Source organism: Pseudomonas sp. D4002, assembly GCF_013385665.1.
GTDB lineage: Bacteria > Pseudomonadota > Gammaproteobacteria > Pseudomonadales > Pseudomonadaceae > Aquipseudomonas.
This window is the reverse complement of the sequence record NZ_JACAPN010000039.1, coordinates 1-26,221: the sequence shown is the minus strand read 5'-3', so window position 1 is coordinate 26,221 and position 26,221 is coordinate 1. Positions and strand designations below refer to the sequence as shown.

Genomic DNA, 26,221 nt, shown 5'->3' with positions numbered 1-26,221 from the left:
CAAAGAATAATGTGCAAGGGGAGCGTGCGGGATGAAGGTGTTTTGGGGGCTGGGTAAATTATTGACGTTGCTGTTCTGGGTCGTGGTGGTGGTCAACCTGATCACACCGCTGATCAACCCGTTCCACCTGTTGGTCAACCTGGCCGGCAGCCTGTTGTTGCTGACCCATGTTCTGGAACTGCTGTTGTTCAACGGCAGTGTGAAAACCCGTGCCCATCCCTGGCGTGACCGCTTGCAGATCCTGCTGGTGGGTATGTTCCATGTGCAGAGCTTTTCGACGCCGACACCGACTAATGATGTAAACAAGGAGGCCAATCATGCGTAAGGTTTTTCTGTTGGCCCTGCTGGTCAGCCCCATTGCCCTGGCCCAGAGCGTCAGCGTCGAGACCAACTCCTTGATGCGCCTGCCCAATAGCAGTGGTGTGTTGCAACTGGAGCGACTGGACGTGGCGGATTACGGCACCTTGCTGATTCCCGCCAATATCACCCAGGTGACCGTGGATGAACTGCACCTGGGCCGCGACGCGCGAATCGCCATCGTGCCTGGTAGCACCACGTTGCAACTGCAGGTGCGTCAGGCGCAGCTGGAGCAGGGCAGCCAGATCACCTCACGCGGCGCTCCCGGTACCCATGAGCGCCCGGCCAAGGCGGGGCGTGACCTGGTGTTGCGGATTAACTCGCTGACGGCCGATGAGCTGTCGGTGGATGCCCGCGGTGGCGCGGGTGCCCAGGGTTATGCCGGGCTGGATGGTGCCAACGGCGAAGACCCTGGCTGCACCTGGGGTTCGGCCGGGCGCGGTGCCAATGGCGACAACGGCGGCGACGGGCTGCCGGGCGCGGCGGGCGCGCAGGTTCGTGTGGAATTGCCGCAGGACTTCCCGGGCGAGAAAATCAAGGTCTGGGTGGACGGCGGAGCCGGTGGTTTGGCGGGCACGGCGGGCAAGCCGGGTAAAGGCGGGCAGTCCAAGGGGTGCCTGGTGTACCGCGCGGATGGCGGCGAAAAGGGCCGGGCCGGGTTGGAAGGGCAGCCGGGGCCAGCGGGGCCTGCGGGTGCTGTGACCATTCAGAGGCTCTGAGGCGACTGGCCTGACGCTTTCGCGAGCAAGCCCGCTCCCACATTTGAAACGCATTCCAAATGTGGGAGCGGGCTTGCTCGCGAAAGCGGTCTACTAGGCGCTTCAGAACATCGGCCGTGCCGAAGCAATCGCCACCAGCACCAACCCCACAATCAAGTTGATCCCCACCAATTTACGAATCTGCCCCAAGGCCGCAGCCCCGGCCGGCCAATCCTCAGCCGCCACCGCCACGCGCAGCTCCGGCAACTTCAGCGCCTGAATCCGGATAAACAGCGCCGTCATCACCACATACAACCCCATCATGACCTGTACATAACGCGGCGCGGTCTCAAACCCGCTGAAGCGCAGTTGCAGCAGGCCGACACCGCTGATCGGCAACACCAGCACCGCCACCCAGACCCACACGAAAAAACGTTGAAACACATTTACCCAGAGTTTCAGCCGGGCCGGCCCGTCCAGCGCGGCCACGGCGGCGGGGCGCAGGATCATCCAGGCGAAAAACATACCGCCGACCCAGGTCAGGGCGGCCAGTACATGCAGGGTGTAAGCGAAGCTAAAGACGGTCATTGGGGTACTCCGTTCTGCGCGGGATTAATTAGCGGGGTATGATAGCGGCCGATCCGAACCACTGAAAATTTATCCAGCGTTTTTTGCGCCCGACTATCCATGATCAGCACTGAACTCAAAACCACGATCCAGGGCGCCTACTCGCGTTTTCTCGAAGCCAAGAGCTTGAAGCCGCGGTACGGCCAGCGCCTGATGATCGCCGAAGTCGCCAAGGTCCTCGGGGATATCGATACCGACGACGAAGGTCGGCGCAGTGGCGACCCCGCCGTGGTGGCCGTCGAGGCCGGCACCGGTACCGGTAAAACCGTGGCCTACAGCCTGGCGGCGATCCCCACCGCCAAGGCCGCCGGCAAGCGCCTGGTGATTGCCACCGCCACCGTCGCCCTGCAAGAGCAGATTGTCTACAAGGACCTGCCCGACCTGATGCGCAACAGCGGCCTGAATTTCACCTTCGCCCTGGCCAAGGGCCGTGGGCGCTATATGTGCCTGTCCAAGCTCGACGTGCTGTTGCAGGAAGGCCACGCGCAAACCGCCACTGCCTCGCTGTTCGAAGAAGAAGGCTTCAAGATCGAAGTCGATGAGGTCAGTCAGAAGCTGTTTACCAGCATGATCGAGAAACTGGCGGGCAATAAATGGGACGGCGACCGCGACAGCTGGCCCAATGCCCTGGAAGACGCCGACTGGGCACGCCTGACCACCGATCACAGCCAGTGCACCAACCGTCATTGCCCCAACTTCGGCCAGTGCGCCTTCTACAAGGCCCGGGAGGGCATGGGCAAGGTCGACGTTATTGTCACCAACCATGACATGGTCCTCGCCGACCTGGCCCTGGGGGGCGGCGCCGTGTTGCCCGACCCGCGCGACACACTCTACGTGTTCGACGAAGGCCATCACCTGCCCGACAAGGCCATCGGCCACTTTGCTCACTACACGCGGCTGCGCTCCACCGCCGACTGGCTGGAAACCACGGCCAAGAACCTCACCAAGTTGCTCGCCCAGCACCCGCTGCCGGGCGACCTGGGCAAGTTGATCGAGCAGGTGCCGGAGCTGGCGCGGGAGATCAAGACCCAGCAGCAATTCATGTTCAGCGCCTGCGAGCAGGTGGCAGACTTCAAGCCCGGCGAAGACGTGGAAGGCCGCGAACGGCCGCGCCATCGTTTCGTTGGCGGGCTGATCCCCGAGCACATGCGCGAAATGGGCGTCGAGCTGAAAAAGGGCTTTTCGCGCCTGACCGACTTGTTCACCCGTCTCACCGATTTGCTCAAGGAAGGCATGGATGGCGAGGTCAATATCGGCATCGCCAGCAACCAGGCTGAAGAATGGTACCCGCTGTTTGGCAGCCTGCTGTCCCGTTCCCAGGGCAACTGGGAGTTGTGGACCGCCTTTACCGTCGAAGACCCGGAAGACAACCCGCCCATGGCCCGTTGGCTGACCCTGTCGGAAAGCGGTGCGCTGTTCGATATCGAGGTCAACGCCAGCCCGATCCTGGCGGCGGAAATGCTCCGACGCAACCTGTGGAACGTGGCCTACGGTGCCTTGGTCACCTCGGCTACGCTGACGGCCCTGGGCACCTTCGACCGCTTCCGCATGCGCGCCGGGCTGCCGAAAAAGGCCGTCACCGCCGTGGTGCCCAGCCCGTTCCATCACGCCGACGCCGGTGTGCTGCGGGTACCGGACCTCAAGGCCGACCCACGGGATGCGCCGGCCCATACGGCGGCGATCATTCGTGACCTGCCCTCATTGGTAGAGGGTTCCCGGGGCACGCTGGTGTTGTTCTCGTCCCGCAAACAGATGCAGGACGTGTTCGACGGCCTCGACCGTGACTGGCGCAAGCAGGTGTTTATCCAGGGCAACCTGTCGAAACAGGAAACCCTGAACAAGCACAAGGCGCGGGTGGATGGCGGCGATTCCAGCGTGCTGTTCGGCCTCGCGAGTTTCGCCGAGGGTGTGGATTTGCCCGGTGCCTACTGCGAACACGTGGTGATCGCCAAGATCCCGTTCTCGGTGCCGGATGATCCGGTGGAAGCCGCGTTGGCCGAATGGATCGAAGCCCGGGGCGGCAATCCGTTCATGGAGATCTCGGTGCCGGACGCTTCCTTGAAACTGGTCCAGGCCTGCGGCCGCCTGCTGCGTACCGAAGAAGATCGCGGCACCATCACCTTGCTTGACCGGCGTCTGGTTACCCAGCGCTATGGGAAAGCTATCCTGAATGCTTTACCGCCGTTTCGGCGGGAAATTTCTTAAGGCCCAGTGGGCGAATTCGCCCACTTTGTGGTCTATCTCACCATCGCTTCACGTCATCAGGCCAGTCACCGGCCGTTTGGGAGAACCTTGTTCACATGATTCGCACGCTGCCCGCTGTTTTTGCCCTGTTGTTTGCCGCGCCATTGCTGGCTGCGCCTGCCGGGCAACAAACCTTGTTCAACTTTGTACGGCCCGCCGATGTGGTCAAGGTGGCGACCCAGGACGCCAGCCTGCCGCAATACAACGCCGAACAAACCGCTGAAGGCGAAGTGCTGCGCCGTATCACCTTCAACCCGGCGGCCGAACCGAGCCTGGTGCTCAGCCCGCAGACCGGCGCCTGGGACTGGTCGCAATCCGGTGCCATGAGCCTGCGGATTCAAAGTGCGATGGACTGGGCGCTGACCCTGTACGTCAAGGTGCAGAGCAATGACGGCCGAACGCTGTTCAGCCGTATCGACCTGCCAGCCGGTCCCGCGCAAACGCTGTTGATTCCGCTGCAAGCCAATTCGCCCCTGAGCCAGGGGATGAAGGCCGGCCCGCCGATGCCGATCACCGTCGATGGCCAGCGCGTGCTGCTGGCCAGCAGCGAAGGGGAGATCGACCGCAGCCAGATCGTGTCGGTGACCCTGTCGATGATCAAGCCGAACGTTGCCCAAAGCATCTTGCTCGAACGCTTTGGCGTGCAGGACATCGCGCCGGTACTCAAGGCTACCTACAGCGATCTGGTGGACGCCTATGGGCAGTCCACCCGCGCCCGGTGGCCGGAGAAAGTCAGCAGCGACGAGCAGTTGAGGGCCGCAGCGGTCAAGGAACAGCAACAGCTCAAGGGCTGGCTGGCCGAGCGCGACAAGGCCTCCCTGGACAAATTCGGCGGCTGGAACAAGGGCCCGGCCTTTGACGCCAGCGGCTTCTTCCGCACCGAGAAGCGCGACGGGCGCTGGTACCTGGTGACACCGGAAGGCCATCAGTTCTACTCCCTGGGCGTCAACACCGTCGCCCCGGACAACAGCCAGACCTACGTGGCGGGCCGCGAATGGATGTTTGCCGCGCTGCCCAAGGCCGGCGAGCCTTTCGACAAATACTACGGCAGCGGTGACAGCCGCAGCGGCAATGGTGCCGATCAGGGGCGCAGCTTTAATGTCGGCCGCTGGTACGACTTCTATGGCGCCAACCTGCAGCGTACCTATGGCCAGCCGTGCGTGCCGCCGGCACCTTGTGCTCCGGAAGGTTTCGACCAGAAACGCTGGGTCAGCCACACCCTCGACCGCCTGCGGGCCTGGGGTTTCAATACTGTCGGCAACTGGAGTGCGCCGCAGCTGGCGACCGCCGACCGCGTGCCTTACACCTTGCCACTGTCGATCGTCGGTGATTACGCGAGCATCAGCACCGGCACCGATTGGTGGGGCGGCATGCCCGACCCGTTCGACCCGCGCTTCGCCATGGCCACCGAGCGTGCGGTGGCAATTGCCGCCCGTGACCATCGCGACGACCCGTGGCTGATCGGCTTCTTTGCCGACAACGAACTGGCCTGGGCCGGTCCCGGTGATGATGCGAAATCCCGCTACGCCCTGGCCTACGGCACCCTGCGCATGACCACCGACGTGCCGGCCAAGCGCGCGTTTCTCAAGCAATTGCGCGATAAGTACCGCAACCAGGAGGGGCTTTCCAGGGCCTGGGGCATCGAGCTGCCCGCCTGGGAACTGATGGAAGACCCGGGCTTTGTGCCGCCAATGCCAAGCCCGGAGCACCCGGAAATCGAAGCGGACTTCAAGTACTTCCAGAAGACCTTTGCCGACGCCTACTTCAAGACCATCTCCGATGCATTGAAATGGCATGCGCCCAACCAGCTGTTGCTGGGTGGCCGATACGCGGTCAGCACGCCGGAAGCGGTGGCGTCCTGCGCGCAATATTGCGATGTGCTGAGCTTCAATATGTACACCCTCAAGCCTCAGGACGGCTACGACTTTGCGGCCCTGCGGACGTTGGACAAGCCGGTGCTGATCACCGAATTCAACTTCGGCTCGGCGGACCGCGGCCCGTTCTGGGGCGGCGTGACGCAGTTGGCCCGGGAAGAGGATCGTGGGGTTGCCTACGCCAACTTCCTGAAGCAGGCCATGGCCGAGCCGTCGATCGTCGGCGTGCATTGGTTCCAGTACCTGGACCAGCCGGTTACCGGCCGTTTGCTTGATGGCGAAAACGGCCACTTCGGCCTGGTCGGCATCACCGATGTGCCGTTCCAGGGGTTTGTCGACAGTGTGCGCAAAAGTAACCTGGCTGCCGTCGATCAGCTGGGCAAGGAGGCCGAAAAGGCCAAGGCTGCCGCAGCGGTCCACGCCGGTGAGGGCGGCAAGCCCGGGCGTGAAGGCAATGCAGCAGCGCCGGGTGCAGAGCATTCCGGCGGGCATTCCGGCAAAGGTCATTGATGGGGGCTGATCGACGAGAGCGGGTTCCCAAATCGCTCAATGGCTGGAACAATGTCGGCCACTTTCTGTAGTACTTTTCCAAGGGGGCTTAGGTGCAGATTCAGGGTCATTACGAGCTTCAATTCGAAGCGGTGCGTGAAGCCTTCGCCGCGCTGTTCGACGACCCTCAGGAACGTGGTGCCGCGCTGTGCATCCAGATTGGCGGCGAAACCGTCGTCGACTTGTGGGCCGGTACCGCCGACAAGGACGGTGCCGAGGCCTGGCACAGCGACACCATTGCCAATCTGTTCTCCTGCACCAAGACCTTTACGGCCGTCACGGCGCTGCAACTGGTGGCCGAAGGCAAGTTGCAGCTGGATGCGCCGGTCGCCAAGTACTGGCCGGAGTTTGCTGCCGCGGGCAAGGAAGCCATCACCCTGCGCCATCTGCTCTGTCACCAGGCCGGGTTGCCGGCCCTGCGTGAAACGCTGCCCGCCGAAGCCCTGTACGACTGGCAGATGATGGTCGACGCCCTCGCCGCCGAAGCGCCATGGTGGAAGCTCGGGGAAGGGCACGGTTATGCGGCGATTACCTATGGTTGGCTGGTGGGCGAGTTGCTGCGCCGCGCCGACGGTCGTGGGCCGGGCGAGTCCATCGTGGCCCGGGTTGCACGGCCACTGGGCCTGGATTTTCATGTGGGGTTGGCAGATGAAGAGTTTTATCGAGTTGCCCATATAGCCCGAGGCAAGGGCAATGTTGGCGATGAGGCGGCACAACGTTTACTTCAAGTAACGATGCGCGAGCCGACGGCGATGACTACCCGTGCATTTACCAATCCACCGTCTATTCTGACCAGCACTAATAAACCCGAATGGCGGCGTATGCAGCAGCCAGCGGCAAATGGTCACGGTAATGCGCGAAGTCTGGCGGGTTTTTATAGTGGGCTGCTCGACGGTAGTTTGCTGGAAGCCGATATGCTCGAAGAGTTGACCCGCGAACACAGTATCGGCCCGGATAAAACCTTATTGACACAAACCCGGTTCGGGCTGGGTTGCATGTTGGATCAACCGCACGTGCCGAACGCCACGTTCGGCCTTGGCCCACGGGCCTTTGGGCATCCCGGGGCCGGTGGTTCGGTGGGGTTTGCCGATCCGGAACATGATGTAGCCTTTGGTTTTGTGACCAATACATTGGGCCCCTATGTACTTATGGACCCGCGGGCGCAAAAGTTGGTAAGAATATTGGCCGGTTGTCTGTAAATAGCTTGCTGTCTTGCGTTTTTTTGTTACAAAGGCACATACAAAAAGACGCTAGGCAAAATGTTGTAACTTTAATGTTCCAAAAGCGTCTGTTTAACGGGTCATTCAGGCCCCTGGTTTTTTCTCATTTTGTGGATATCTCATGTTATCGAACAAGTCCTTGGCACTGGCGCTATGCCTCACTATTACTGGCTGTGCACAAACCCCACAAAATGATGCCGAGGGCGGGCATTGGTGGTCATTTGGCTCCGATAAGGCTGCTACCAAGGACGCAGTGAGCCAGGCCGACTCCAAACCGGATGCCAAGCCGGCGGTCGCGGCCAAGGCGCCAGCGCCGGTAGCACCGGCTGCTGCACCTGCACCGGTTGCGAAGGCGGATACCGGCTCGAGCTGGTGGCCGTTCTCGTCGAAAGCCGACGACGCCAAGGCAGACCTGAAGGCCGACCTCAAGGCGGCAACGCCTGCCTCCGGCGCCCCGGCTGATGCACCGGCCGCTGCACCTGCCGTTGCCAAGACGGATACCGATACCAAATGGTGGTGGCCGTTCGAAAGCAAGCCAAAGCCATTGGCCAAGGTCGACGTCGCCAACATCCCGATGCCTGATCCAAAAATCACCCAGGCCTGGCTGGACGACTACGAGCCACGCCTGCGTCTCGCGATCAAGGACAGCAACCTGCAACTGGAACGCCGTGACAACGTATTGGTGGTGATTGCCCCGGTTGATGGCTCCTACAACCCGAAACGCCCGGCGATGTTGCTGCCCGTGACCCTGGGTCCGTTCACCCGTGTTGCCAAGGCCGTTGAAGGCGATCCGAAGACCGCCGTACTGGTCCTGGGCCATGTAGATACCTCGGGTGCCGAGCCGGTGAGCCAGGCCCTGACCAAGGAACGTGCACAGTCCATCGCTTCGATCTTCAGCCTCAGCGGCCTGAAGCAGGACCGCCTGATGCTGCGTGGCATGGGTGACCTGATGCCGCGTGCCGCCAACGACAGCAACCAGGGCCGCGCCCTGAACCGTCGCATGGAAATCATGTTCACCCAGCGCACTACCATGCTGGCCCTGTTGAGCAAGTACAACTCGGCCAACCCGCCGAAGGCTGAAATGGTCGCTGTGCAGGACGTTCCTGCTCCAGCCGCTGCTCCGGTCAAAAAAGCTGCCGCTCCGGCGAAAAAAACCGTCGCCAAGAAAGCTGCCGCCAAGCCGGCTGCCAAAAAGGCCCCGGCCAAGCCTGCCGCTAAAAAGCCAGCACCTGCCAAGGCCGCCGCTCCAGCTGCTACCAACGACCAGGCGAAGAACTGATTATTTGAGCAAGAAGGATAAAGCCGCATGACCCAGGCACTGGCCGATATGCGCCGTGACTACACACGGGACGGTTTGAGCGAGGCCCAGGCCCCGGATGAACCGTTTGCCTTGTTCCACCAGTGGTTCGCCGACGCGGTGAAAACCGAACAGCCACCGGTGGAGGCCAATGCCATGACCCTGGCTACGGTGGACCAGGACGGTCGCCCGCACTGCCGGATCCTGCTGCTCAAAGGCCTGGATACACAGGGCTTTACCTTCTTCACCAATTATCAGAGCGCCAAGGGCGAACAACTCGCGGCGCGACCGTTTGCCGCCATGACCTTCTTCTGGCCGACCCTGGAGCGCCAGGTGCGCATCGAAGGTCGGGTGGTCAAGGTCTCGCCCGAGGAGTCGGATGCTTACTTCCAGGTCCGTCCCCTGGGTAGCCGCCTGGGTGCCTGGGCTTCACCGCAAAGCCGGGTAATCAGGGACCGCGAAGAGTTGCAGGCGCTGCTCAAGGCCACCGAACAACGCTTCAGCGATACCCAGCCTGATTGCCCCGAACACTGGGGTGGTTACCGCCTGCTGCCGGAGCGCATCGAGTTCTGGCAAGGCCGCGCGAGTCGTTTGCACGACCGCTTGAACTTCCGCTTGCAGGGGGCCGACTGGACCCGTGAGCGCCTGGCGCCCTGAGCCCACCTTTCGTCACCTCGCCTGAATGTAGCGCTGCACGCCGAAGTCTCTAGTCAGAGGCCTTGGATGGGTAGCGCTGCGCTGCGTTATGCGGCCGTTAGCTACAATGATGACAGCGTCCATCAAGATCCTGAGGGAGGTGGGAACGCTACCGTTCGTCGAGTTTTTCGGTACAGGTTCTCTGTACTAAGGCTGAATGAAAACAATTTTCTGCCCGGCATGCCGTGACAGGCGGCAAGCCACAGCGGTTTAATGGATACCTGTCCTTTGGAGTTGATGCTATGCGTAAGTCCGTTTTACTAGTTGCCTGCTTTACCACCCTGTCGCTGCTGCTGGGTGGCTGCGCCTCGAGTCTGACCGGCGACTCGTACTCCCGTGACGAAGCTCGTCGTGTACAGACTGTTCGCATGGGCACCATCGAATCCCTGCGTCCGGTGAAAATCGAAGGCACCAAGACCCCAATCGGCGGCGCTGCGGGCGCAGTCATCGGCGGCGTTGGCGGCAGCGCCATCGGCGGCGGCCGTGGCAGCATCGTGACCGCCGTTATCGGCGCAGTCGCCGGCGGCCTGCTGGGCTCGGCCACCGAGGAAGGCCTGACCCGCACCCAGGGTGTTGAAATCACCGTCCGCGAAGATGATGGCAGCATGCGCGCCTACGTCCAGGCGGTTCAAGAGAACGAAATCTTCCGCATCGGCGACCGCGTCCGCATCATGACGGTGGACGGAACCAGCCGCGTTACTCGCTAAGGGTAAGGTTGCAGGAAAAGAAAAACCCCAACCGGGTGGCCGGTTGGGGTTTTTTGTTGGGGGAGCGATTGTTCTTAACGGTCAGGCTTGTACGAGCGCCTGCTTGCGACTGGCCATCGCCGTCACTGCATACCCGATCAGCGCCGCCAGTATCGACCCGGTCAGGATGCCCATCCGGTCCATACCCGCGTATTCACTGCTGCCCGGCACAAACGCCAGGGAACCGACAAACAGGCTCATGGTGAAGCCGATGCCGCACAGGACCGCCACGCCCAGCACCTGGCCCCAGTTGGCGCCGGCGGGCAGTGCGGCAAGGCCGGTTTTTACCATGACCCAGGTGAAGCCCAGTACGCCAACGGTCTTGCCCAGCAGCAGGCCGGCGGCGATGCCCATTGGCACGTGGTGGGTGAAGCTTTCCAGGTTGACGCCCACCAGCGAGACGCCGGCATTGGCAAAGGCAAACAGCGGCAGGATCGCGTAGGCCACCCAGGGATGCAGGGCGTGTTCCAGGGTCAGCAGCGGCGATGGTTCGGCGTTTTTGGTGCGCAGCGGGATGCAGAACGCCAATGTAACGCCCGCCAGGGTGGCGTGTACGCCGCTCTTGAGCACGCAGACCCACAGGATCAGCCCGACAATCATGTAGGGCCCCAGCTTGACGACACCCAGCCGGTTCATCGCAATCAAGGCGATCAGGCACGCCGCTGCGCCGGCCAATGACGCCCCGGACAGGTCGGTGGAGTAGAAGATGGCGATCACGATGATTGCGCCAAGGTCGTCGATGATGGCCAGGGTCATCAGGAACAACTTCAGCGAAACCGGCACGCGCTTGCCCAGCAGGGCCAATACGCCCAGGGCGAAGGCAATGTCGGTGGCCATGGGGATTGCCCAGCCACCCAGGGCGGCCGGGTTGTCCTTGTTCAGCGCCCAATAGATCAGCGCCGGCACGACCATGCCGCCGATGGCTGCCGCTCCCGGCAGTACCACTTGCGAAGGCTTGGACAGTTGGCCGTCGAGCAACTCGCGTTTGACCTCAAGGCCGATCAGCAGGAAGAACAGGGCCATCAGGCCGTCGTTGATCCACAGCAGCGCCGGCTTGGCGATTTTCAGGGCGCCGATTTGTGCGACCACCGGCACGTCGAGAAAACTCGCGTAGAGGTGCGACAGCGGTGAGTTGTTGATGATCAGCGCCAAAGCGGCAGCAGCGATCAGGAGCAGACCGCTGGCGGCTTCCAGCTGGAAGAAACGGGTGAAAGTGCTACGCAGAGGCAAGGGATGCTCTCCAATCAAAGTTCAATAGGTGGGTACCCTAACCCGTACCGTTAGTTGTTAAAACAAAAGTTATATTCTTATTTGTTATAAGGAATCGGTCTGATCACTTGCGCGCCAGACCCCGAAAATTGTGTGTCCAATTGAGTCATGACTGTATCTGTGTGGAGTGTAGGAAACATCCTAAGATCAGGTCTGAAATCCTTAGAGAAACCGATCATGAGCGACAACCGCCAATGGGCCCGCGAAGCCATTCGCATTATTGAAGCGGACTTCCAGCGCAGCGCCGACACCCACCTGATCCCCTTGCCAATGCAGGGTTTGCCGGGTATCGAGTTGTATTTCAAGGATGAGTCCAGCCATCCCACCGGCAGCCTGAAACATCGGTTGGCGCGTTCGTTGTTCCTCTATGCGTTGTGCAACGGCTGGCTCAAGCCCGGTGCACCGGTGATCGAAGCCTCCAGCGGTTCCACGGCGATTTCCGAGGCGTACTTCGCCAGGCTGTTGGGCTTGCCGTTTATTGCGGTGATGCCGGCCACCACTTCCCAGGAAAAGATTGCGCAGATCGCGTTCTACGGGGGCAAGAGCCATCTGGTGCAGGATCCGACGCAGATCTACGCCGAATCCGAGCGCCTGGCGCAGGAAAGCGGTGGCCATTTCATGGACCAGTTCACCTATGCCGAACGTGCCACTGACTGGCGCGCGAACAACAACATCGCTGAATCGATCTTCCAGCAACTGCGCTTTGAGCGTTATCCGGAGCCGAGTTGGCTGATTTCCAGCCCCGGCACGGGTGGCACCACGGCGACGTTGGGGCGTTATGTGCGTTATCGCCAGCACTGCACCCGAGTGTTGTGCGCGGACGCGGAGCGTTCGGTGTTTTTCGACTACTACCTGAGCGGCGACGCCAGCCTGCGCCTGGACTGTGGCTCGCGCATCGAAGGCATTGGCCGGCCACGGGTTGAGGCGTCGTTCCTGCCGAAAGTGATTGATGCGATGGTCAAGGTGCCGGATGCGCTGTCCCTGGCGGCCATGCATTACCTGGCGCAGCGCTTGGGGCGGCGAGTAGGCGGCTCAAGTGGCACCAACCTGATCGGTGCATTGATCGCGGCGCAGCAGATGAAGGCGGCAGGGGAGTCGGGCTCGATCGTGGCGATCTTGTGCGACGGCGGTGAGCGCTATGCCACGACCTATTACGATCAGGCCTGGCTGGCAGGGCAGGGGTATGAGTTGGAGGGTTTGATTGCGGCCGTTGCGGCGAGTGTCGAGCGGGGGCAACCGTTGCCGGAAAGCATCCTGCGCGCCAATATTTGAAACACCGCATTACCAATGTGGGAGCGGGCTTGCTCGCGAATGCGGTGGATCAGCCAATACATGATTCGGCTGATCCACCGCATTCGCGAGCAAGCCCGCTCCCACATTTGATCTGCTGCGTTTTCAGCGCAGTGGTTAAGCCTCCAGGCCCAACATATCCCGCGCCAGCGCCTCGGCAATCCGAATCCCGTCGACACCCGCCGACAAAATCCCACCGGCATAACCGGCACCTTCGCCCGCCGGGAACAGGCCTTTCACGTTCAGGCTCTGCATCGACTCGTTACGGGTAATCCGCAGCGGCGAAGAAGTGCGGGTCTCGATCCCGGTAAGGACCGCGTCGTGCAGCGAGTAGCCCTTGATCTGCTTCTCGAACGCCGGCAACGCTTCGCGGATGGCTTCGATGGCAAACTCCGGCAACGCCAGCGCCAGGTCACCCAGGGCTACGCCGGGCTTGTAGGATGGCTCCACGGTACCGATGGCGGTGGACGGCTTGCCGGCGATGAAATCACCCACCAGCTGCGCCGGTGCTTCGTAGTTGCTGCCGCCGAGGATGAACGCGTGGGATTCCAGGCGTTCCTGCAACTCGATCCCGGCCAGCGGGCCGCCCGGGTAATCCACTTCCGGGGTGATGCCCACCACGATCCCGGAGTTGGCGTTGCGTTCGTTACGCGAGTACTGGCTCATGCCGTTGGTTACTACGCGGTTCGGCTCTGATGTCGCCGCGACCACGGTACCGCCCGGGCACATGCAGAAGCTGTACACCGAACGGCCGTTCTTGGCGTGGTGCACCAGTTTGTAATCGGCGGCCCCGAGTTTCGGGTGGCCGGCGTACTTGCCCAGGCGTGCAGCGTCGATCAGCGACTGCGGGTGTTCGATACGGAAACCCACCGAGAACGGCTTGGCTTCCATGTACACGCCACGACCATGCAGCATGCGGAAGGTATCGCGGGCGCTGTGGCCGAGGGCCAGGATTACGTGCTTGGACAGGATCTGCTCGCCGCCATCCACCACCACGCCATTCAACTGGCCGTCTTCGATCAGCACGTCGGTGACCCGCTGCTCGAAGCGCACTTCACCGCCCAGGGCGATGATCTGCTGGCGCATGTTTTCCACGACGCCGGTCAGGCGAAACGTACCGATGTGCGGCTTGCTGACGTAGAGGATTTCGTCTGGCGCACCGGCCTTGACGAACTCGTGCAGCACCTTGCGACCGTGGAATTTCGGATCCTTGATCTGGCTGTAGAGCTTGCCGTCGGAGAAGGTCCCGGCGCCGCCTTCACCGAACTGCACGTTGGATTCCGGGTTCAGCACATTCTTGCGCCACAGGCCCCAGGTATCCTTGGTGCGTTGGCGCACTTCGCGGCCGCGCTCGAGGATGATCGGCTTGAAGCCCATCTGTGCCAGCAACAGCCCGGCGAAGATCCCGCACGGGCCAAAACCGACGACGATCGGCCGCTCGGTCAGGCCTTCCGGCGCATGGCCCACGACCTTGTAGCTGATGTCCGGCGCCGGGTTGACGTTGCGGTCGTCGGCGAACTTGAGCAGCAGGGCCGCCTCGCCTTTGACTTCCAGGTCGATGGTGTAGATGAAGCACAGCTCCGACGATTTCTTGCGGGCGTCGTAGCTGCGTTTGAACAGGGTGAAATCGAGCAGGTCATCACTGGCGATGCCCAGGCGTTGCACAATGGCAGGCCGCAGGTCTTCTTCGGGATGGTCGATGGGCAGCTTGAGTTCGGTGATTCGTAACATGACAGGAATCCGGTAGGCGGCGGGCAAAGAGGCCGGCTGTTTTGCAAACCGGCGATTATAAGCCCCAACAGCGGTTTCCCGTCATGCTAAAACAGCGCAGGGCGCAATCAGTCGTCTCGCGAACCGCCGAACGACGCGCAACCGCGTTGCACCTGGCCGTTGACCCGAAGCTCAGCGGACATGTGCTGCAGGCTGCCGCTGGCGCTGTCGACACAGCGTTGCGGGGCCACCCAGAGTTCGATGTGCTGGTTATTCGCTTCGGTCATCAGGTTGAACCGTCCGTCGCCCGATTGCTCTTCCACATACGGCACGGCCAATGGTGGCTGGCCTTCACGCTCCAGCACCATGCCCTTGGCGGTGACGTTCATCGCCCAGGCCGGCTTGTGGCCGTTGGCCCGCAGGATCATGCGCTTGAAGTCCGGGTCATCACAGGCCGAGGTCGAGCGCTCGACGCGGTACACCTGTTGCAGGTCCACCGTGCCCTGGGTGCCGCTGGCGACGCCGGAGAACTTGCCACGCAGGTCGGCAAACAGTGCGCCTTGCTGGCCGGCCAGGGAGGCGGCCTCCTGCAGGATGCTGGTGCCACCGGTGTCGTTGACCACGTAGTTGCGTTTGTCGTTGCAGGGCTGGAACAGCAGTTTGTCACCCTGGGCCGTCAACTCGCCCTGCATGCGGGTCATCCCGGCGAGAGAGGGCTTGGCCGGCTCGTTATCGAACATCTGGCAGGCGGCGAACAGGGGCAACAGGGCAAACAAGGCTAGGGTACGGGCGGCACGCATTATCGGGTCTCCTGATAAGTGCCGCCACGTTACGCAGGCTGGCGGTGCATCACAAGCCCGGGACACAGGTTGAATAAGGTGTGCCGGGGGCGATCATCCCTGCTGGGACTTTTCCTATAGAGGGATCTGAACGGTCATGGGAACGTCTTTCTCTTTTATTCGGAAAGCCGCGATGACTATTCGATGGAATCTGTGGGGGCTGTTACTGGTGACGGGTTCTGCACTGGGCAGTGAACCGGCGCGGCTGGAGTACTCCTCTGCCACTGACTTTACCGAGATCTCGATCACCGTGAAGAGGACGCCTGACAGTAGCCCGGACTTTATTTCGGTCAATGTCACGCTGAGCCCGGAGGCCAGGGCCCGCACGGCTGCAATTACGTTACTGGCTTACAACAAGCAGGTTTCGACATACGTAGACGGCTACAACGTGAGTGATGGCGCCACTGTCATGGGTGTGCTGAACACACGAGAAATACAGTTTTCCGTCCCCCAGGACATGCTCCGTAAATGGATGCCCTGGGTTCAACGGTGACGGCTTTTCAGGCTGGTCAGCCTACGATAAACGTCTGCCCGGTCTGCAAGCCTTCCACGCTTTTCGCGTAGGCCAACGCCACTTCTGCACCCGGAGCCGGTTTGTACCCACGGAAGTATGGCGCGTAGCTGCCCATGGCTTCCAGCAGGACGGTAGGGCTGACCGAGTTGATGCGCAGGCCGCGGGGCAGTTCGATCGCAGCGGCTTTCACGAATGCATCCAGCGCGCCGTTGACCAGGGCAGCCGAAGCACCGGTGCGAATCGGATCGCGGTTGAGAATGCCGCTGGTGAAGGTGAACGACGCGCCGTCATTGGCGAACTCGCGGCCAATCAGCAGCAGGTTGACCTGGCCCATCAGCTTGTCTTGCAGGCCCAGGTCAAAATCGGTTTCGCTCATGTCGCCCAGGGGCACGAAGTTGACGCTGCCGGCGGCGCAGATCAGTGCGTCGAATTTGCCGGTCTGCTCGAACAGTTTGCGGATCGAGGCGCTGTCGCTGATATCGACCTGGAAGTCGCCACTTTTGCGACCGATGCTGATCACTTCATGCCGTTGGGACAGTTCTGCCTTCACCGCCGAACCCACGGTACCGCTTGCGCCAATCAACAGGATTTTCATCGTGCCTTCCTCCAGATGTGTAGGTGAGGTTTCAGTCTAGAGTGATTTTTTGCGCGGATAAGTGCACTAATAGGCAACCTTTGGTTTTCAATTGGAAACAATCCATGAGCGAAATGGATGACCTCGCCGCGTTTGCCGTGTTGATCGAAGCCGGCAGCTTTACCTTGGCGGCCCAGCAACTGGGCTGCAGCAAAGGGCAACTGTCCAAGCGCATCAGCCAGTTGGAAGCGCAGTTTTCGGTGGTGTTGTTGCATCGCACCACCCGCCGCCTGAGCCTGACGGCGGCGGGTGCGGCGCTGTTGCCGCAAGCCCAGGCGTTGGTGGTCCAGGTGGAGCGGGCACGTCAGGCATTGGCCAGGCTCAAGGATGATCTCGTCGGCCCGGTGCGTATGACGGTTCCGGTGTCCCTGGGCGAAACCTTCTTCGACGGTCTGTTGCTGGAGTTTTCCCGGGAGTACCCACAGGTGCAGATCGAGTTGGAACTCAACAACCAGTACCGGGACCTGGCGCGGGATGGCTTCGACCTGGCGGTACGTTCGGAGGTCGCCAACGACGAGCGTCTGGTCGCCAAGCCGTTGCTCGCCTGGCACGAGATGACCTGCGCCAGCCCGGCTTACCTGGAACAGCACGGCGAGCCGCTGACGCCGGCGGAACTGGTGGGCCACAACTGCTTGCTGAACAGCCACTACAGTGGTCGTGAAGAGTGGCTGTATCACCAGCAGCATGAGCTGCTGCGGGTTCGGGTATCCGGGACCTTTGCCTCCAACCATTACAACTTGTTGAAGAAGGCTGCACTGGTGGGGGCGGGCATCGCGCGCTTGCCGTCCTACGTGCTGCACGCGGAATTGGCTGACGGTCGCCTGCGCTGGCTCCTGCGGGATTATCAGACCCGCAGCATGCCGATGTACCTGGTCCATCCGTATCAGGGCGGCCTGCCGCGCCGCACCCAGGTACTCGCAGATTATCTGGTGGGCTGGTTCAAGCGCAGCGGCGAAGCCCTCGATCGCCTTTAGCGGTAGCGCCGGGCGATCAGGTGATCAATCGAGAAGCTGCCCGGCCCCTTGGCCATCAACAGCAGCAGCAATGCGATCCAGGTGCCGTGGGTCGGGTAGGCGTCCGGGTAGACGAAAAGCTGGATGGTCAGGGTCATGCCCAGCAGCGCCAGCGCCGAGAATCGCGTGGCAAACCCCACGAGGATCAGCACCGGGAAGAAATGCTCGGCGAACGCAGCCATGTGCGCCGCCACTTCCGCAGACAGCAGCGGCACGTGGTATTCGCTGCGAAACAGCGGCAGGGTGGACGGCGCCAAGTGCGGCCAGCCCAGTTGGAAGGTACCGCCGATCAGGTCCACGGCGAGGCCTTCCACTTTGGTCTGGCCGGATTTCCAGAACACCGCTGCGATAGAGAAGCGTGCGACAAAGGCGATCAGGCTGTAGGGGATTTTCTCGAAGCACTGGATGATCCGTTGGATCAGCCCCGGAGCGGTGGTGTTCATGGCGATACCTTGGGTTCTGTGTGCAAGTGGGTGATGGCGCCGTGACCGATCAGCAGGGCCAGGCATTGGTGCAGGTCAAATTCGGCGGCCGCATCGAGGGCGTAGGCCACGGCCATTTCCAATGGCCAACCGTTGTTCAGGCTGTTGATAAACGTCGCTGAGCCGCTGTCGATGTGAAATACCTGCACGTGCAGGCCATTGCGTAGTACCAGCGCGCTTTGGGCATGGAAGGGGTCGAGGGTGGCGAGGGATTCGCCGGTCTGATGCGCCGCCCATAAAGCCACCACGGCGTAGGCCGAGTTCAGGGTGGCCAGGGATGGATGCAGTTGCAGGCGCAGTTCGCCCAGGTCCGACTGTTGTTGCAGGGTGGCGATGACCTCCTGTTGATCCAGTGGCTGTGCGTCCGCCGCGTGGTAGGCCCTCACCCGCAATCGCTCCAGGCGCGCCACGTCAGCCAGGTAAGGCACGCTGGCGGCGGGGGCGAAGCCCTGGATAAAGTCCGCCAGGTCGCTGCCGTATTCATTGATCAGAGGGCTTGTCGGCGGGAAACCCTGGACATACACACCGGCCATCGCCCGAAAAAACTCATCGCCCACCAGTTGCAGGGTGACCGGGTAGCCGGCGGCCAGCGCGTTGATCAGCGAGCTATGGACATTGTTGCGATACACCGCAAAACGACCGGCCGGATCGGCGCCGTTGCGGCTGAACAAGCCTTGCGGGCAGTTTTCCTCGGGGGACAGCAGGGCGCGGCTAAAGACGTCCTGGCGGCTCATGCACACACCTCCAGCAGAAACCGGTCGGCCTCGCGTGCTTCAGCGTGCAGCACGCTGAACGCCGGCACCTGGTTGTCGCGCTCGATCAGCGTGGCGACCGGCCCGGTGCGGCTGAGCACGTGCTGGTAGAGCTGCCATACCGCGTTGTCGATGGGGGCGCCGTGATCGTCAATCAGCAAACGGTCGCCGAGGCTGTCGGTGTCTTCGGCAAACCCTGCCAGGTGAATCTCGCCCACGGCGTGCAACGGCAAGGCCTCGATGTACTTCAGCGGGTCTTGCTGATGGTTGATGCACGACACATACACATTGTTCACGTCCAGCAGCAGCCCGCAGCCGGTGCGGCGAATCGCTTCGCTGATGAAGTCGGTCTCTTCCAGGGTGGAGCACTGGAATTGCAGATAGGTCGACGGGTTCTCCAGCAGCATGGTCCGCTGCAGGCGGGTTTGTACCTGGTCGATGTGTTCGCACACCCGCTTCAGGGTTTCATCGTCATACGCCAGCGGCAGCAAATCATTGAGAAACACCGGGCCGTGGCTGGACCAGGCCAGGTGTTCGGAAAAGGAGTGGGGTTGATAGCGTTCGATCAGCGTGGCCAAGCGCGCCAGGTGCTCGTCGTTCAGCGGACCTTCGCCGCCAATGGACAGGCCTACACCGTGCAGCGACAGCGGGTACTGTTCGCGGATCAAGCCCAGGTAGTGATGGAAAGGCCCGCCGGCCACCATGTAGTTTTCGGCGTGGACTTCAAAAAAACCGATATCGGGGGACGTCTCGAGCACTTCACTGAAGTGCTCGTTCTTGAGCCCCAGCCCGGCCCGAGGGGGGAGGCCGGGCGCCTGAGCCTGGGAGATGGAGTGGGTGAATGAGAGCGTCATCGTCAGTACTCAGGCTGTGCAGGGTTTCAGGACTTGGCGGTGAAGGCAGCTTCCTGGCCGAAGCCGGTTGGCGAGGTGGTGCTTGGGGTTTTCAGGCAGGTACCGGCCGGGACCAGTTTCCAGGCGTTGGCCTGATCCTTGACCTTCGAGGTGCCCGCGCAGGAAGTGCCCGCGCCTGCAGCGCAATCGTTCTTGCCGGCTTCGGCTACACCGAAGCATTTCTGCATGTCATCGGCGGCGTGGGCGGTGGTGGTCAGGGCGGACAGGCTCAGGGCCGAACCCAGGGCCAGGACGAGGGTGGCGGCGGACAGCGAGCGGGTTTTGGTAGTCATGGTGTATCTCCAGCAGTGGGTTGAGTTGGCAAGCATGTTCGCCTGCTTACACCACTAGAGAAAGGGGGAAGGGATTCGTTACAAAGCCGGGGAAAATAATTTCAGGTTTCGCCAAAGTCTTTGGTTCACACCAAGCAAATGTGGGAGCGGGCTTGCTCGCGAAGGCAGTGGGTCAGTCACCAAACAAGTTGGCTGATCCACCGCCTTCGCGAGCAAGCCCGCTCCCACAAAAGCCCGCTCATACATTTGACCAGATGGGCATCAACCGCCCAAATAAGCCTCACGTACTTTCGGATCGGTCAGCAGTTGTTCGCCGCTGCCCTGCATCACCACGCGGCCGTTTTCCAGCACGTAGGCGCGGTCGGCAATCTTCAGCGCCTGGTTGGCGTTCTGCTCCACGAGGAACACCGTCACACCGTCCTTGCGCAGCTGTTCGATGATGTCGAAGATCTGCTGGATGATAATCGGCGCCAACCCCAGGGACGGTTCGTCCAGCAACAACAGCTTGGGCTTGCTCATCAGCGCGCGGCCGATGGCGAGCATTTGCTGTTCGCCGCCGGACATGGTGCCGCCGCGCTGGCTGAAGCGTTCCTTGAGCCGCGGGAACAGGTGCAGCACCTTGTCCATCTGCTCCTGGTAATCGCCCTTGTCGGTGAAGAACCCGCCCATGGCGAGGTTCTCTTCCACGGTCAGGCGGGCAAATACCCGGCGGCCTTCCGGAACCACGGCAATGCTCTTGCGCATGATCTCGGAGGAGGCCTGGCCCACCAGCTCCTCACCCATGTAGCGGATGCTGCCGCTGTGAGCCTGGGGCGAACCGCACAGGGTCATCAGCAGCGTGGATTTACCGGCACCGTTGGCGCCGATCAGGGTAACGATTTCGCCCTGGCGCACTTCCACGTTGACGCTGTGCAGCGCCTGGATCTTGCCGTAGAAAGTGGAAACGTTTTCGAATTGCAGCATTTTACGCTTCCCCCAAATAGGCTTTGATCACTTCCGGGTTGTCGCGGATCTGCTCCGGCGTACCGTCGGCCAGTGGCGTGCCCTGGTTGATCACGACGATATGGTCGGAAATGCTCATGACCAGTTTCATGTCGTGTTCGATCAGCAGCACGGTGGCGTTGTTTTCTTCACGCAGCACACTGATCAGCGCCTTGAGGTCTTCTGTTTCCTTCGGGTTCAAGCCGGCGGCCGGTTCGTCGAGCATGAGGATCCGCGGGCGGGTCATCATGCAGCGGGCGATTTCCAGGCGCCGTTGCTGACCGTAGGCCAGGGTGCCGGCAGGACGGTTGGCAAACTCGGTGAGGTTGACCTTGTCCAGCCAGTACGCTGCATATTCCATGGCCTCGCGCTCGCTCTTGCGGAACGACGGCGTCTTGAACAAGCCGGCAAAGAAGTTGGTGTTCAGGTGGCGATGCTGGGCGATCAACAGGTTCTCGACCGCCGTCATGTCCTTGAACAACCGCACGTTCTGGAAGGTCCGCACCACGCCCTTGCGGGCGATCTCGTGGCCGGCCAGGCCCTGGATCGGCTGGCCGTCCAGCAGGATGGTGCCGCCAGCCGGCTTGTAGAAGCCGGTCAGGCAGTTGAACACCGTGGTCTTGCCGGCGCCGTTGGGGCCGATCAGGGCCACGACTTGTTTCTCTTGCACGGTCAGGGCCACGCCGTTGACCGCCAGCAAACCGCCGAAGCGCATGCTCAAGTTTTCGACTTTCAGGATCTCGCGGCTCATTTGCGCAGCTCCATGTGGGGACGTTGCATGGGCAGCAGGCCTTGAGGTCGCCAGATCATCATCAGCACCATCATGGCGCCGAACATCAACATGCGGTATTCGCTGAATTCACGCATCATTTCCGGCAGCAGGATCATCACGATCGCCGCGAGGATCACGCCGAGCTGCGAGCCCATGCCGCCCAGTACCACGATGGCGAGGATGATTGCCGACTCGATGAAGGTGAACGACTCCGGCGTCACCAAACCTTGGCGAGCGGCGAAGAAGCTGCCGGCAAAACCGGCGAAGGTCGCCCCGAGGGTGAATGCCGAAAGCTTGATGACGGTCGGGTTCATGCCTAGTGCACGGCAGGCGATTTCATCTTCGCGCAGCGCTTCCCACGCGCGGCCGATCGGCATGCGCAGCAGGCGGTTGATCACGAACAGCGCCGCCAGTGCCAGCAGCAGGGCCACCAGGTACAGGAACACCACTTTGCTCACCGGGTTGTAGTCGATCCCGAAGTACTCGTGGAACGTCTGCATGCCTTCGGCCGCGGTGCGGTCGAACGTCAGCCCGAAGAACGTCGGCTTGGGAATGCTGCTGATGCCGTTGGGGCCGCCGGTGATATCGGTGAGGTTACGCAGGAACAGACGGATGATTTCACCGAAGCCCAGGGTCACGATCGCCAGGTAGTCACCGCGCAAGCGCAGTACCGGGAAGCCCAGCAGGAAGCCAAATGTGGCCGCCGCCATGCCGGCCAGTGGCAGGCAGATCCAGAAGCCCCAGCCCAGGTAATGCGAGAGCAGCGCGTAGGTGTAGGCACCCACCGCGTAGAAGCCCACATAGCCCAGGTCGAGCAGGCCGGCGAGACCCACCACGATGTTCAGGCCCAGGCCCAGCAACACGTAGATCAGGATCAGCGTCGCGATATCCACCGCACCACGGGAGCCGAAGAAAGGCCAGATCAACGCGGCCACGATCAGGCCGATGATGATGTAGCGCTGGGTGCGCGGCAGGGTCAGGAACTGGCTGACCTTGGGCGATACCAACGGGCCACGGTTGGACTTGAGGAGTGCCCCGACCTGCTGAGTGAACAGCACGCGCAGGAACATCAGCACCGAGCACAGGGCAATGATGGTCAACGTCACGGGACCGGTGCCATGCACTTCGAGGTTGATCCCGACAATGCTCAACTTGAGCCCGAGTACCGGGAAGGCCACGGCCCAGACCAGCAAGGCGCTGAAAAACGCCGATTTAAGATATCTGCTCATACTTTCTCAACCTCCGGACGGCCCAGAATGCCGGTCGGCCGGAACAACAGCACCAGAACCAATAGACCGAATGCCACCACGTCCTTGTACTGGTCACCGAATACGTCGGCGCCAAAGGCTTCAGCCACCCCCAGCACCAGCCCGCCGAGCATCGCACCCGGAATGCTGCCGATGCCGCCCAATACCGCTGCGGTGAAGGCCTTGAGGCCCACCAGGAAACCGGCGTTGGGGTTGATCACGCCGTACTGCATGCTCAGCAATACAGCGGCGATGGCCGCCAGTGCGGCACCGATGACGAAGGTCAGGGCGATGATGTTGTTGGTGTTGATGCCCAACAGGTTGGCCATCTTGATGTCTTCGGCGCAGGCCCGGCAGGCGCGCCCCAGACGGGAGCGAGAGATGAACAGGGTCAGGCCGAGCATTGCCACCAGAGTGACGACGAAGACCAGGACCTGCATGTAGGAAATCAGCACTTCTTGTGCGCCACCTGGGCCGAAGGAGAAGCTCCCCGGGATCAGGTTGGGAATGGATTTGTCCTTGGAATCCTGGGACAGCAATACGGTGTTCTGCAGGAAAATCGACATGCCGATCGCAGAGATCAGCGGGATCAAGCGGTTGCTGCCACGCAAGGGGCGGTACGCAACGCGTTCGATACTGTAGCCATAGGCACTGGTTACGACGATGGACGCCAGGAATGCAGCGGTCATCAACAGCGGCAGGGAATGGATACCCAGCATGGCCAGCCCGGCAAGGGCGATGAAGGCCACGTAGGAACCAATCATGTACACCTCGCCATGGGCGAAGTTAATCATTCCAATGATGCCGTAAACCATTGTGTAGCCAATGGCTATCAAGGCATAGGTGCTGCCAACGGTCATGCCGTTAACCAGCGTTTGGAAAAAATGATAGATCTCAGGCATTACAGCGCTCCTAAAAACCCGATACGCATTTCACTGGTGGAGTCAATTTCCGGCTCGGTGCCCTGTTCTGTGATCAGGTTGCACAAAGCGTTTGCCAGCGAACCGCTGGTGACGGTTTTAAGATTTTCAGGTGAGCCAGCGCCCGGATCGCGGGTGACAGGCCCATAAACCTCGTAAAACAAAGCCCACTGCTTGCACAGTGGGCTTGTTGACCAGTAACGCCTGGCTTACTGAGGGGAAACTTCGGTTTTTGGTTTGCCGAAGTGCCATTCGTAGACCACGAACTTGAAGTCCTTCAGGTCGCCCTTGGCGTCGAAGCTCAGGTCGCCGGTCGGGGTCTTGAAGGTACCGGCGTGGATGGCCGCTGCCACCTTGGCGGTGTCTTCGCTCTTCGCGGCAGCGATACCGCCGGCGATCACTTCAACAGCCGAGTAGGCCGGGAACACGAACGGACCGGTTGGGTCCTGCTTGTTCTTGGTGAACTCTTCAACGATTGCCTTGTTGGCAGGATCGGTGTCGAAGGATTTCGGCAGGGTAACCAGCAGGCCTTCGGAAGCGTTCTGGGCGATTTGCGAGATGGAGTCGTTGCCGACGCCTTCAGGGCCCATGAACTTGGCGTTCACGCCTTTTTCCTTGGCTTGGCGCAGGATCAGGCCCAGCTCAGGGTGGTAGCCGCCGTAGTAGACGAAGTCGACGTTGGCTTGCTTGAGCTTCTGGATCAGCGAACCGAAGTCTTTGTCGCCAGCGTTGATGCCTTCGAAGAGGGCAACTTTCACGCCTTTCTTCTCGAGGGTTTGTTTAACGGCGGTGGCGATGCCTTCACCGTATTGCTGTTTGTCGTGGATAACGGCTACGACTTTCGGCTTCACGTGGTCGGCGATGTAGTTACCGGCGGCAGGGCCCTGGGCGCTGTCCAGGCCGATGGTGCGGAAGACCAGCTTGTAGCCACGGGACGTGATTTCCGGGCTGGTGGCAGCCGGGGTGATCATGATCACGCCTTCGTCTTCGTAGATGTCGGATGCTGGCTGAGTGGAGCTGGAGCAAAGGTGACCGACCACGAACTTGACGCCGTCGTTGACCACTTTGTTGGCTACGGCCACGGCTTGTTTTGGATCGCAAGCGTCGTCGTATTCCTTGGCTTCGAGCATTTTGCCATCTACGCCGCCCTTGGCGTTGATGTCGGCGATGGCCTGCTTGGCACCCATGAACTGCATGTCGCCGTACTGGGTCACAGGGCCGGTTTTAGGGCCGGCAATACCGATCTTGATGGTGTCAGCTGCGAACGAATGGCTGGCAACCCCGGCCAGGACCATAGCGGCAAACAGTTTGGAAATCTGCTTAGTAGCCTTATTCATAGTGCTCCACTCTTACTGTTGTATTTTTTATAGTTCTAGCGGCCTTGTGAGCTGCAGAACCGGATCAGATATCTCGGATATCCCCCGGCAGCGGCCTGGCAACTGTACCGGTACAGTGTAGAGCGCCGGTTGATCGCTTGAAAAGCTGGCTGCTGGGGGCAAAACCCGGGTATGTCGCTTAAATGAAAGAAAAAGACAGAATTGCGGCGGGGTGATGCCAGAGTTTCGGGCAATCCTTGGCTTTCCTGACACTTTCGTTCGGTGCCTCATTTGCAACTGGGTTTTTCTGCCTGGGGCTCGACGGTATGATTGCGCCGATTTTTTCTTCAGGTGAACTCCCATGACGCAAGAACCTAGCACCCTCTATGCCAAGCTGCTTGGTGAAACTGCCGAAATTTCCTGGAAGGAGCTTGAGCCGTTCTTTGCCAAGGGTGCCCTATTGTGGGTCGACGCCGGGCTGGATTTGATCGAGGCCGCCGAGGGCATGGCTGAGGATAACCGTGAGAAAGTCGCTGCCTGGCTGGCTGCGGGGAGTCTTGGCGAGGTGTCTGCGACGCGGGCATTGGACCTGGTTGAGCGGGACCCGAGTTTGTGGGCGGTGGTGGTTTCGCCGTGGATTCTGATCCAGGAAAGGGCAGTGTAGGAAATGCATGCGCGAAAAGGGTGCGTGATTTTTCCGAGTTTAAGTGTGTAGGCGGGTAACTGCATTTGCGGTGATGGCACCTTGCCGTAGAGAAAGGTCACAGGCGGGGGTTACGTGCGCGTCATGGGAACAGTTTTGGTAGCGGCGGAGTGCGGGGGGAATTGTTTCTGGGTATGTGTACATATCCGTTATTTAGGTAACGGCCACCTATGGTTCCGCTCTTACAGCGGGTCACTTTTGGCAAACGCCCCAAAAGTAACCAAAAGGTCTTTGCCCCACCACTCGGTGCCTCGCTTAGGCTCGGCATGCCCGCACTCCGGCCCG

Annotated in this window: 27 protein-coding genes; 12 read left to right on the top strand and 15 right to left on the bottom strand. The window is 61.2% G+C overall.

All coding sequences use genetic code 11. The features are described from left to right. The first annotated feature begins 31 nt into the window (after nt 1-31). Nucleotides 32-325: a DUF1145 domain-containing protein gene (locus tag HX824_RS24915; protein WP_177055267.1), complete on the top strand. Its 294-nt coding sequence runs from the start codon at nt 32-34 to the stop codon at nt 323-325. Then, a complete protein-coding gene (locus HX824_RS24910) occupies nt 318-1,076 on the top strand; it encodes a hypothetical protein (RefSeq protein WP_003213707.1) in 759 nt (252 codons plus the stop codon). The genes HX824_RS24915 and HX824_RS24910 overlap by 8 nt, the downstream gene beginning before the upstream one ends. Before the next feature lie 102 nt (nt 1,077-1,178). Here HX824_RS24910 and HX824_RS24905 read toward each other — a convergent pair whose 3' ends face one another. Then, entirely contained in the window at nt 1,179-1,643 is a 465-nt protein-coding gene (locus tag HX824_RS24905; RefSeq protein ID WP_177055266.1) for a CopD family protein, read from the bottom strand. Between the two features lie 99 nt (nt 1,644-1,742). Here HX824_RS24905 and dinG point away from each other — a divergent pair, with 99 nt between their 5' ends. From dinG to HX824_RS24875, 6 genes are all read left to right on the top strand, one after another. After that, the gene (dinG, locus tag HX824_RS24900) at nt 1,743-3,887 is read left to right on the top strand and encodes an ATP-dependent DNA helicase DinG (protein ID WP_008432096.1); all 2,145 of its coding nucleotides are present in this window, start codon (nt 1,743-1,745) and stop codon (nt 3,885-3,887) included. 95 nt (nt 3,888-3,982) lie between these two features. Continuing rightward, entirely contained in the window at nt 3,983-6,310 is a 2,328-nt protein-coding gene (locus tag HX824_RS24895; protein WP_177055265.1) for a beta-galactosidase, read from the top strand. A gap of 92 nt (nt 6,311-6,402) precedes the next feature. Further along, the gene (locus tag HX824_RS24890) at nt 6,403-7,548 is read left to right on the top strand and encodes an EstA family serine hydrolase (protein WP_003211696.1); all 1,146 of its coding nucleotides are present in this window, start codon (nt 6,403-6,405) and stop codon (nt 7,546-7,548) included. A gap of 142 nt (nt 7,549-7,690) precedes the next feature. Continuing rightward, nucleotides 7,691-8,848: an OmpA family protein gene (locus tag HX824_RS24885; RefSeq protein ID WP_032898895.1), complete on the top strand. Its 1,158-nt coding sequence runs from the start codon at nt 7,691-7,693 to the stop codon at nt 8,846-8,848. 27 nt (nt 8,849-8,875) lie between these two features. Then, nucleotides 8,876-9,523 (top strand): pyridoxamine 5'-phosphate oxidase, encoded by a 648-nt coding sequence (gene pdxH, locus HX824_RS24880; protein ID WP_003211693.1) that lies wholly within the window; start codon nt 8,876-8,878, stop codon nt 9,521-9,523. Between the two features lie 281 nt (nt 9,524-9,804). Then, nucleotides 9,805-10,269: a glycine zipper 2TM domain-containing protein gene (locus HX824_RS24875; protein WP_003189251.1), complete on the top strand. Its 465-nt coding sequence runs from the start codon at nt 9,805-9,807 to the stop codon at nt 10,267-10,269. 81 nt (nt 10,270-10,350) lie between these two features. Here HX824_RS24875 and nhaA read toward each other — a convergent pair whose 3' ends face one another. Next, nucleotides 10,351-11,538 carry a Na+/H+ antiporter NhaA gene (gene nhaA / locus HX824_RS24870; RefSeq protein WP_003211688.1) on the bottom strand — a complete coding sequence of 396 codons (1,188 nt, stop codon included), beginning with the start codon at nt 11,536-11,538 and terminating at the stop codon, nt 10,351-10,353. A gap of 213 nt (nt 11,539-11,751) precedes the next feature. Here nhaA and HX824_RS24865 point away from each other — a divergent pair, with 213 nt between their 5' ends. Continuing rightward, nucleotides 11,752-12,849: a PLP-dependent cysteine synthase family protein gene (locus tag HX824_RS24865; protein WP_173406096.1), complete on the top strand. Its 1,098-nt coding sequence runs from the start codon at nt 11,752-11,754 to the stop codon at nt 12,847-12,849. Between the two features lie 135 nt (nt 12,850-12,984). Here HX824_RS24865 and HX824_RS24860 read toward each other — a convergent pair whose 3' ends face one another. Both HX824_RS24860 and HX824_RS24855 read right to left on the bottom strand, forming a co-directional pair. Continuing rightward, a complete protein-coding gene (locus HX824_RS24860; RefSeq protein ID WP_102368251.1) occupies nt 12,985-14,598 on the bottom strand; it encodes an NAD(P)/FAD-dependent oxidoreductase in 1,614 nt (537 codons plus the stop codon). A gap of 107 nt (nt 14,599-14,705) precedes the next feature. Beyond that, nucleotides 14,706-15,377: a COG3650 family protein gene (locus HX824_RS24855; RefSeq protein ID WP_003211681.1), complete on the bottom strand. Its 672-nt coding sequence runs from the start codon at nt 15,375-15,377 to the stop codon at nt 14,706-14,708. A gap of 136 nt (nt 15,378-15,513) precedes the next feature. On the opposite strand from HX824_RS24855, the gene HX824_RS24850 reads away from it, so the two are divergent. Continuing rightward, nucleotides 15,514-15,909, top strand: coding sequence for a hypothetical protein (locus tag HX824_RS24850; RefSeq protein ID WP_008432073.1), 396 nt, complete (start codon nt 15,514-15,516; stop codon nt 15,907-15,909). 16 nt (nt 15,910-15,925) lie between these two features. Here the strand turns inward: HX824_RS24850 and HX824_RS24845 are convergent, their stop codons facing one another. Next, the gene (locus tag HX824_RS24845) at nt 15,926-16,525 is read right to left on the bottom strand and encodes a short chain dehydrogenase (protein ID WP_003211677.1); all 600 of its coding nucleotides are present in this window, start codon (nt 16,523-16,525) and stop codon (nt 15,926-15,928) included. 104 nt (nt 16,526-16,629) lie between these two features. On the opposite strand from HX824_RS24845, the gene HX824_RS24840 reads away from it, so the two are divergent. Continuing rightward, the gene (locus HX824_RS24840) at nt 16,630-17,538 is read left to right on the top strand and encodes a LysR family transcriptional regulator (RefSeq protein WP_003211675.1); all 909 of its coding nucleotides are present in this window, start codon (nt 16,630-16,632) and stop codon (nt 17,536-17,538) included. On the opposite strand, the gene HX824_RS24835 is transcribed toward HX824_RS24840, so the two are convergent. The 10 genes from HX824_RS24835 to HX824_RS24790 all read right to left on the bottom strand — a co-directional run bounded on the left by HX824_RS24835 (nt 17,535) and on the right by HX824_RS24790 (nt 25,254). Next, nucleotides 17,535-18,020 (bottom strand): DoxX family protein, encoded by a 486-nt coding sequence (locus tag HX824_RS24835; protein ID WP_003211673.1) that lies wholly within the window; start codon nt 18,018-18,020, stop codon nt 17,535-17,537. The genes HX824_RS24840 and HX824_RS24835 overlap by 4 nt on opposite strands. Beyond that, nucleotides 18,017-18,793: a DUF2063 domain-containing protein gene (locus tag HX824_RS24830; RefSeq protein WP_003211670.1), complete on the bottom strand. Its 777-nt coding sequence runs from the start codon at nt 18,791-18,793 to the stop codon at nt 18,017-18,019. The genes HX824_RS24835 and HX824_RS24830 overlap by 4 nt, the downstream gene beginning before the upstream one ends. Next, a complete protein-coding gene (locus HX824_RS24825) occupies nt 18,790-19,665 on the bottom strand; it encodes a DUF692 domain-containing protein (RefSeq protein ID WP_177055264.1) in 876 nt (291 codons plus the stop codon). Before HX824_RS24825 ends, HX824_RS24830 begins: the two co-directional genes overlap by 4 nt. A gap of 26 nt (nt 19,666-19,691) precedes the next feature. Further along, nucleotides 19,692-19,997: a DUF2282 domain-containing protein gene (locus HX824_RS24820; RefSeq protein WP_003211666.1), complete on the bottom strand. Its 306-nt coding sequence runs from the start codon at nt 19,995-19,997 to the stop codon at nt 19,692-19,694. A gap of 261 nt (nt 19,998-20,258) precedes the next feature. Then, the gene (locus HX824_RS24815) at nt 20,259-20,960 is read right to left on the bottom strand and encodes an ABC transporter ATP-binding protein (protein ID WP_003211664.1); all 702 of its coding nucleotides are present in this window, start codon (nt 20,958-20,960) and stop codon (nt 20,259-20,261) included. Between the two features lies 1 nt (nt 20,961). Next, entirely contained in the window at nt 20,962-21,729 is a 768-nt protein-coding gene (gene livG / locus HX824_RS24810) for a high-affinity branched-chain amino acid ABC transporter ATP-binding protein LivG (RefSeq protein WP_003211663.1), read from the bottom strand. Continuing rightward, on the bottom strand, nt 21,726-22,979 hold the full coding sequence (locus HX824_RS24805) for a high-affinity branched-chain amino acid ABC transporter permease LivM (RefSeq protein ID WP_003211661.1): 1,254 nt from the start codon (nt 22,977-22,979) through the stop codon (nt 21,726-21,728). The genes livG and HX824_RS24805 overlap by 4 nt, the downstream gene beginning before the upstream one ends. Continuing rightward, nucleotides 22,976-23,899: a high-affinity branched-chain amino acid ABC transporter permease LivH gene (livH, locus tag HX824_RS24800; protein ID WP_017137212.1), complete on the bottom strand. Its 924-nt coding sequence runs from the start codon at nt 23,897-23,899 to the stop codon at nt 22,976-22,978. Before livH ends, HX824_RS24805 begins: the two co-directional genes overlap by 4 nt. Then, nucleotides 23,899-24,081 carry a hypothetical protein gene (locus tag HX824_RS24795; protein ID WP_003211657.1) on the bottom strand — a complete coding sequence of 61 codons (183 nt, stop codon included), beginning with the start codon at nt 24,079-24,081 and terminating at the stop codon, nt 23,899-23,901. Before HX824_RS24795 ends, livH begins: the two co-directional genes overlap by 1 nt. A gap of 45 nt (nt 24,082-24,126) precedes the next feature. Then, nucleotides 24,127-25,254 carry a branched-chain amino acid ABC transporter substrate-binding protein gene (locus HX824_RS24790; protein ID WP_087693197.1) on the bottom strand — a complete coding sequence of 376 codons (1,128 nt, stop codon included), beginning with the start codon at nt 25,252-25,254 and terminating at the stop codon, nt 24,127-24,129. 340 nt (nt 25,255-25,594) lie between these two features. Between HX824_RS24790 and HX824_RS24785 the strand changes: the two genes are divergently transcribed. Further along, nucleotides 25,595-25,897 (top strand): DUF2288 domain-containing protein, encoded by a 303-nt coding sequence (locus HX824_RS24785; RefSeq protein WP_003211652.1) that lies wholly within the window; start codon nt 25,595-25,597, stop codon nt 25,895-25,897. The last annotated feature ends 324 nt before the right edge of the window (nt 25,898-26,221 follow it).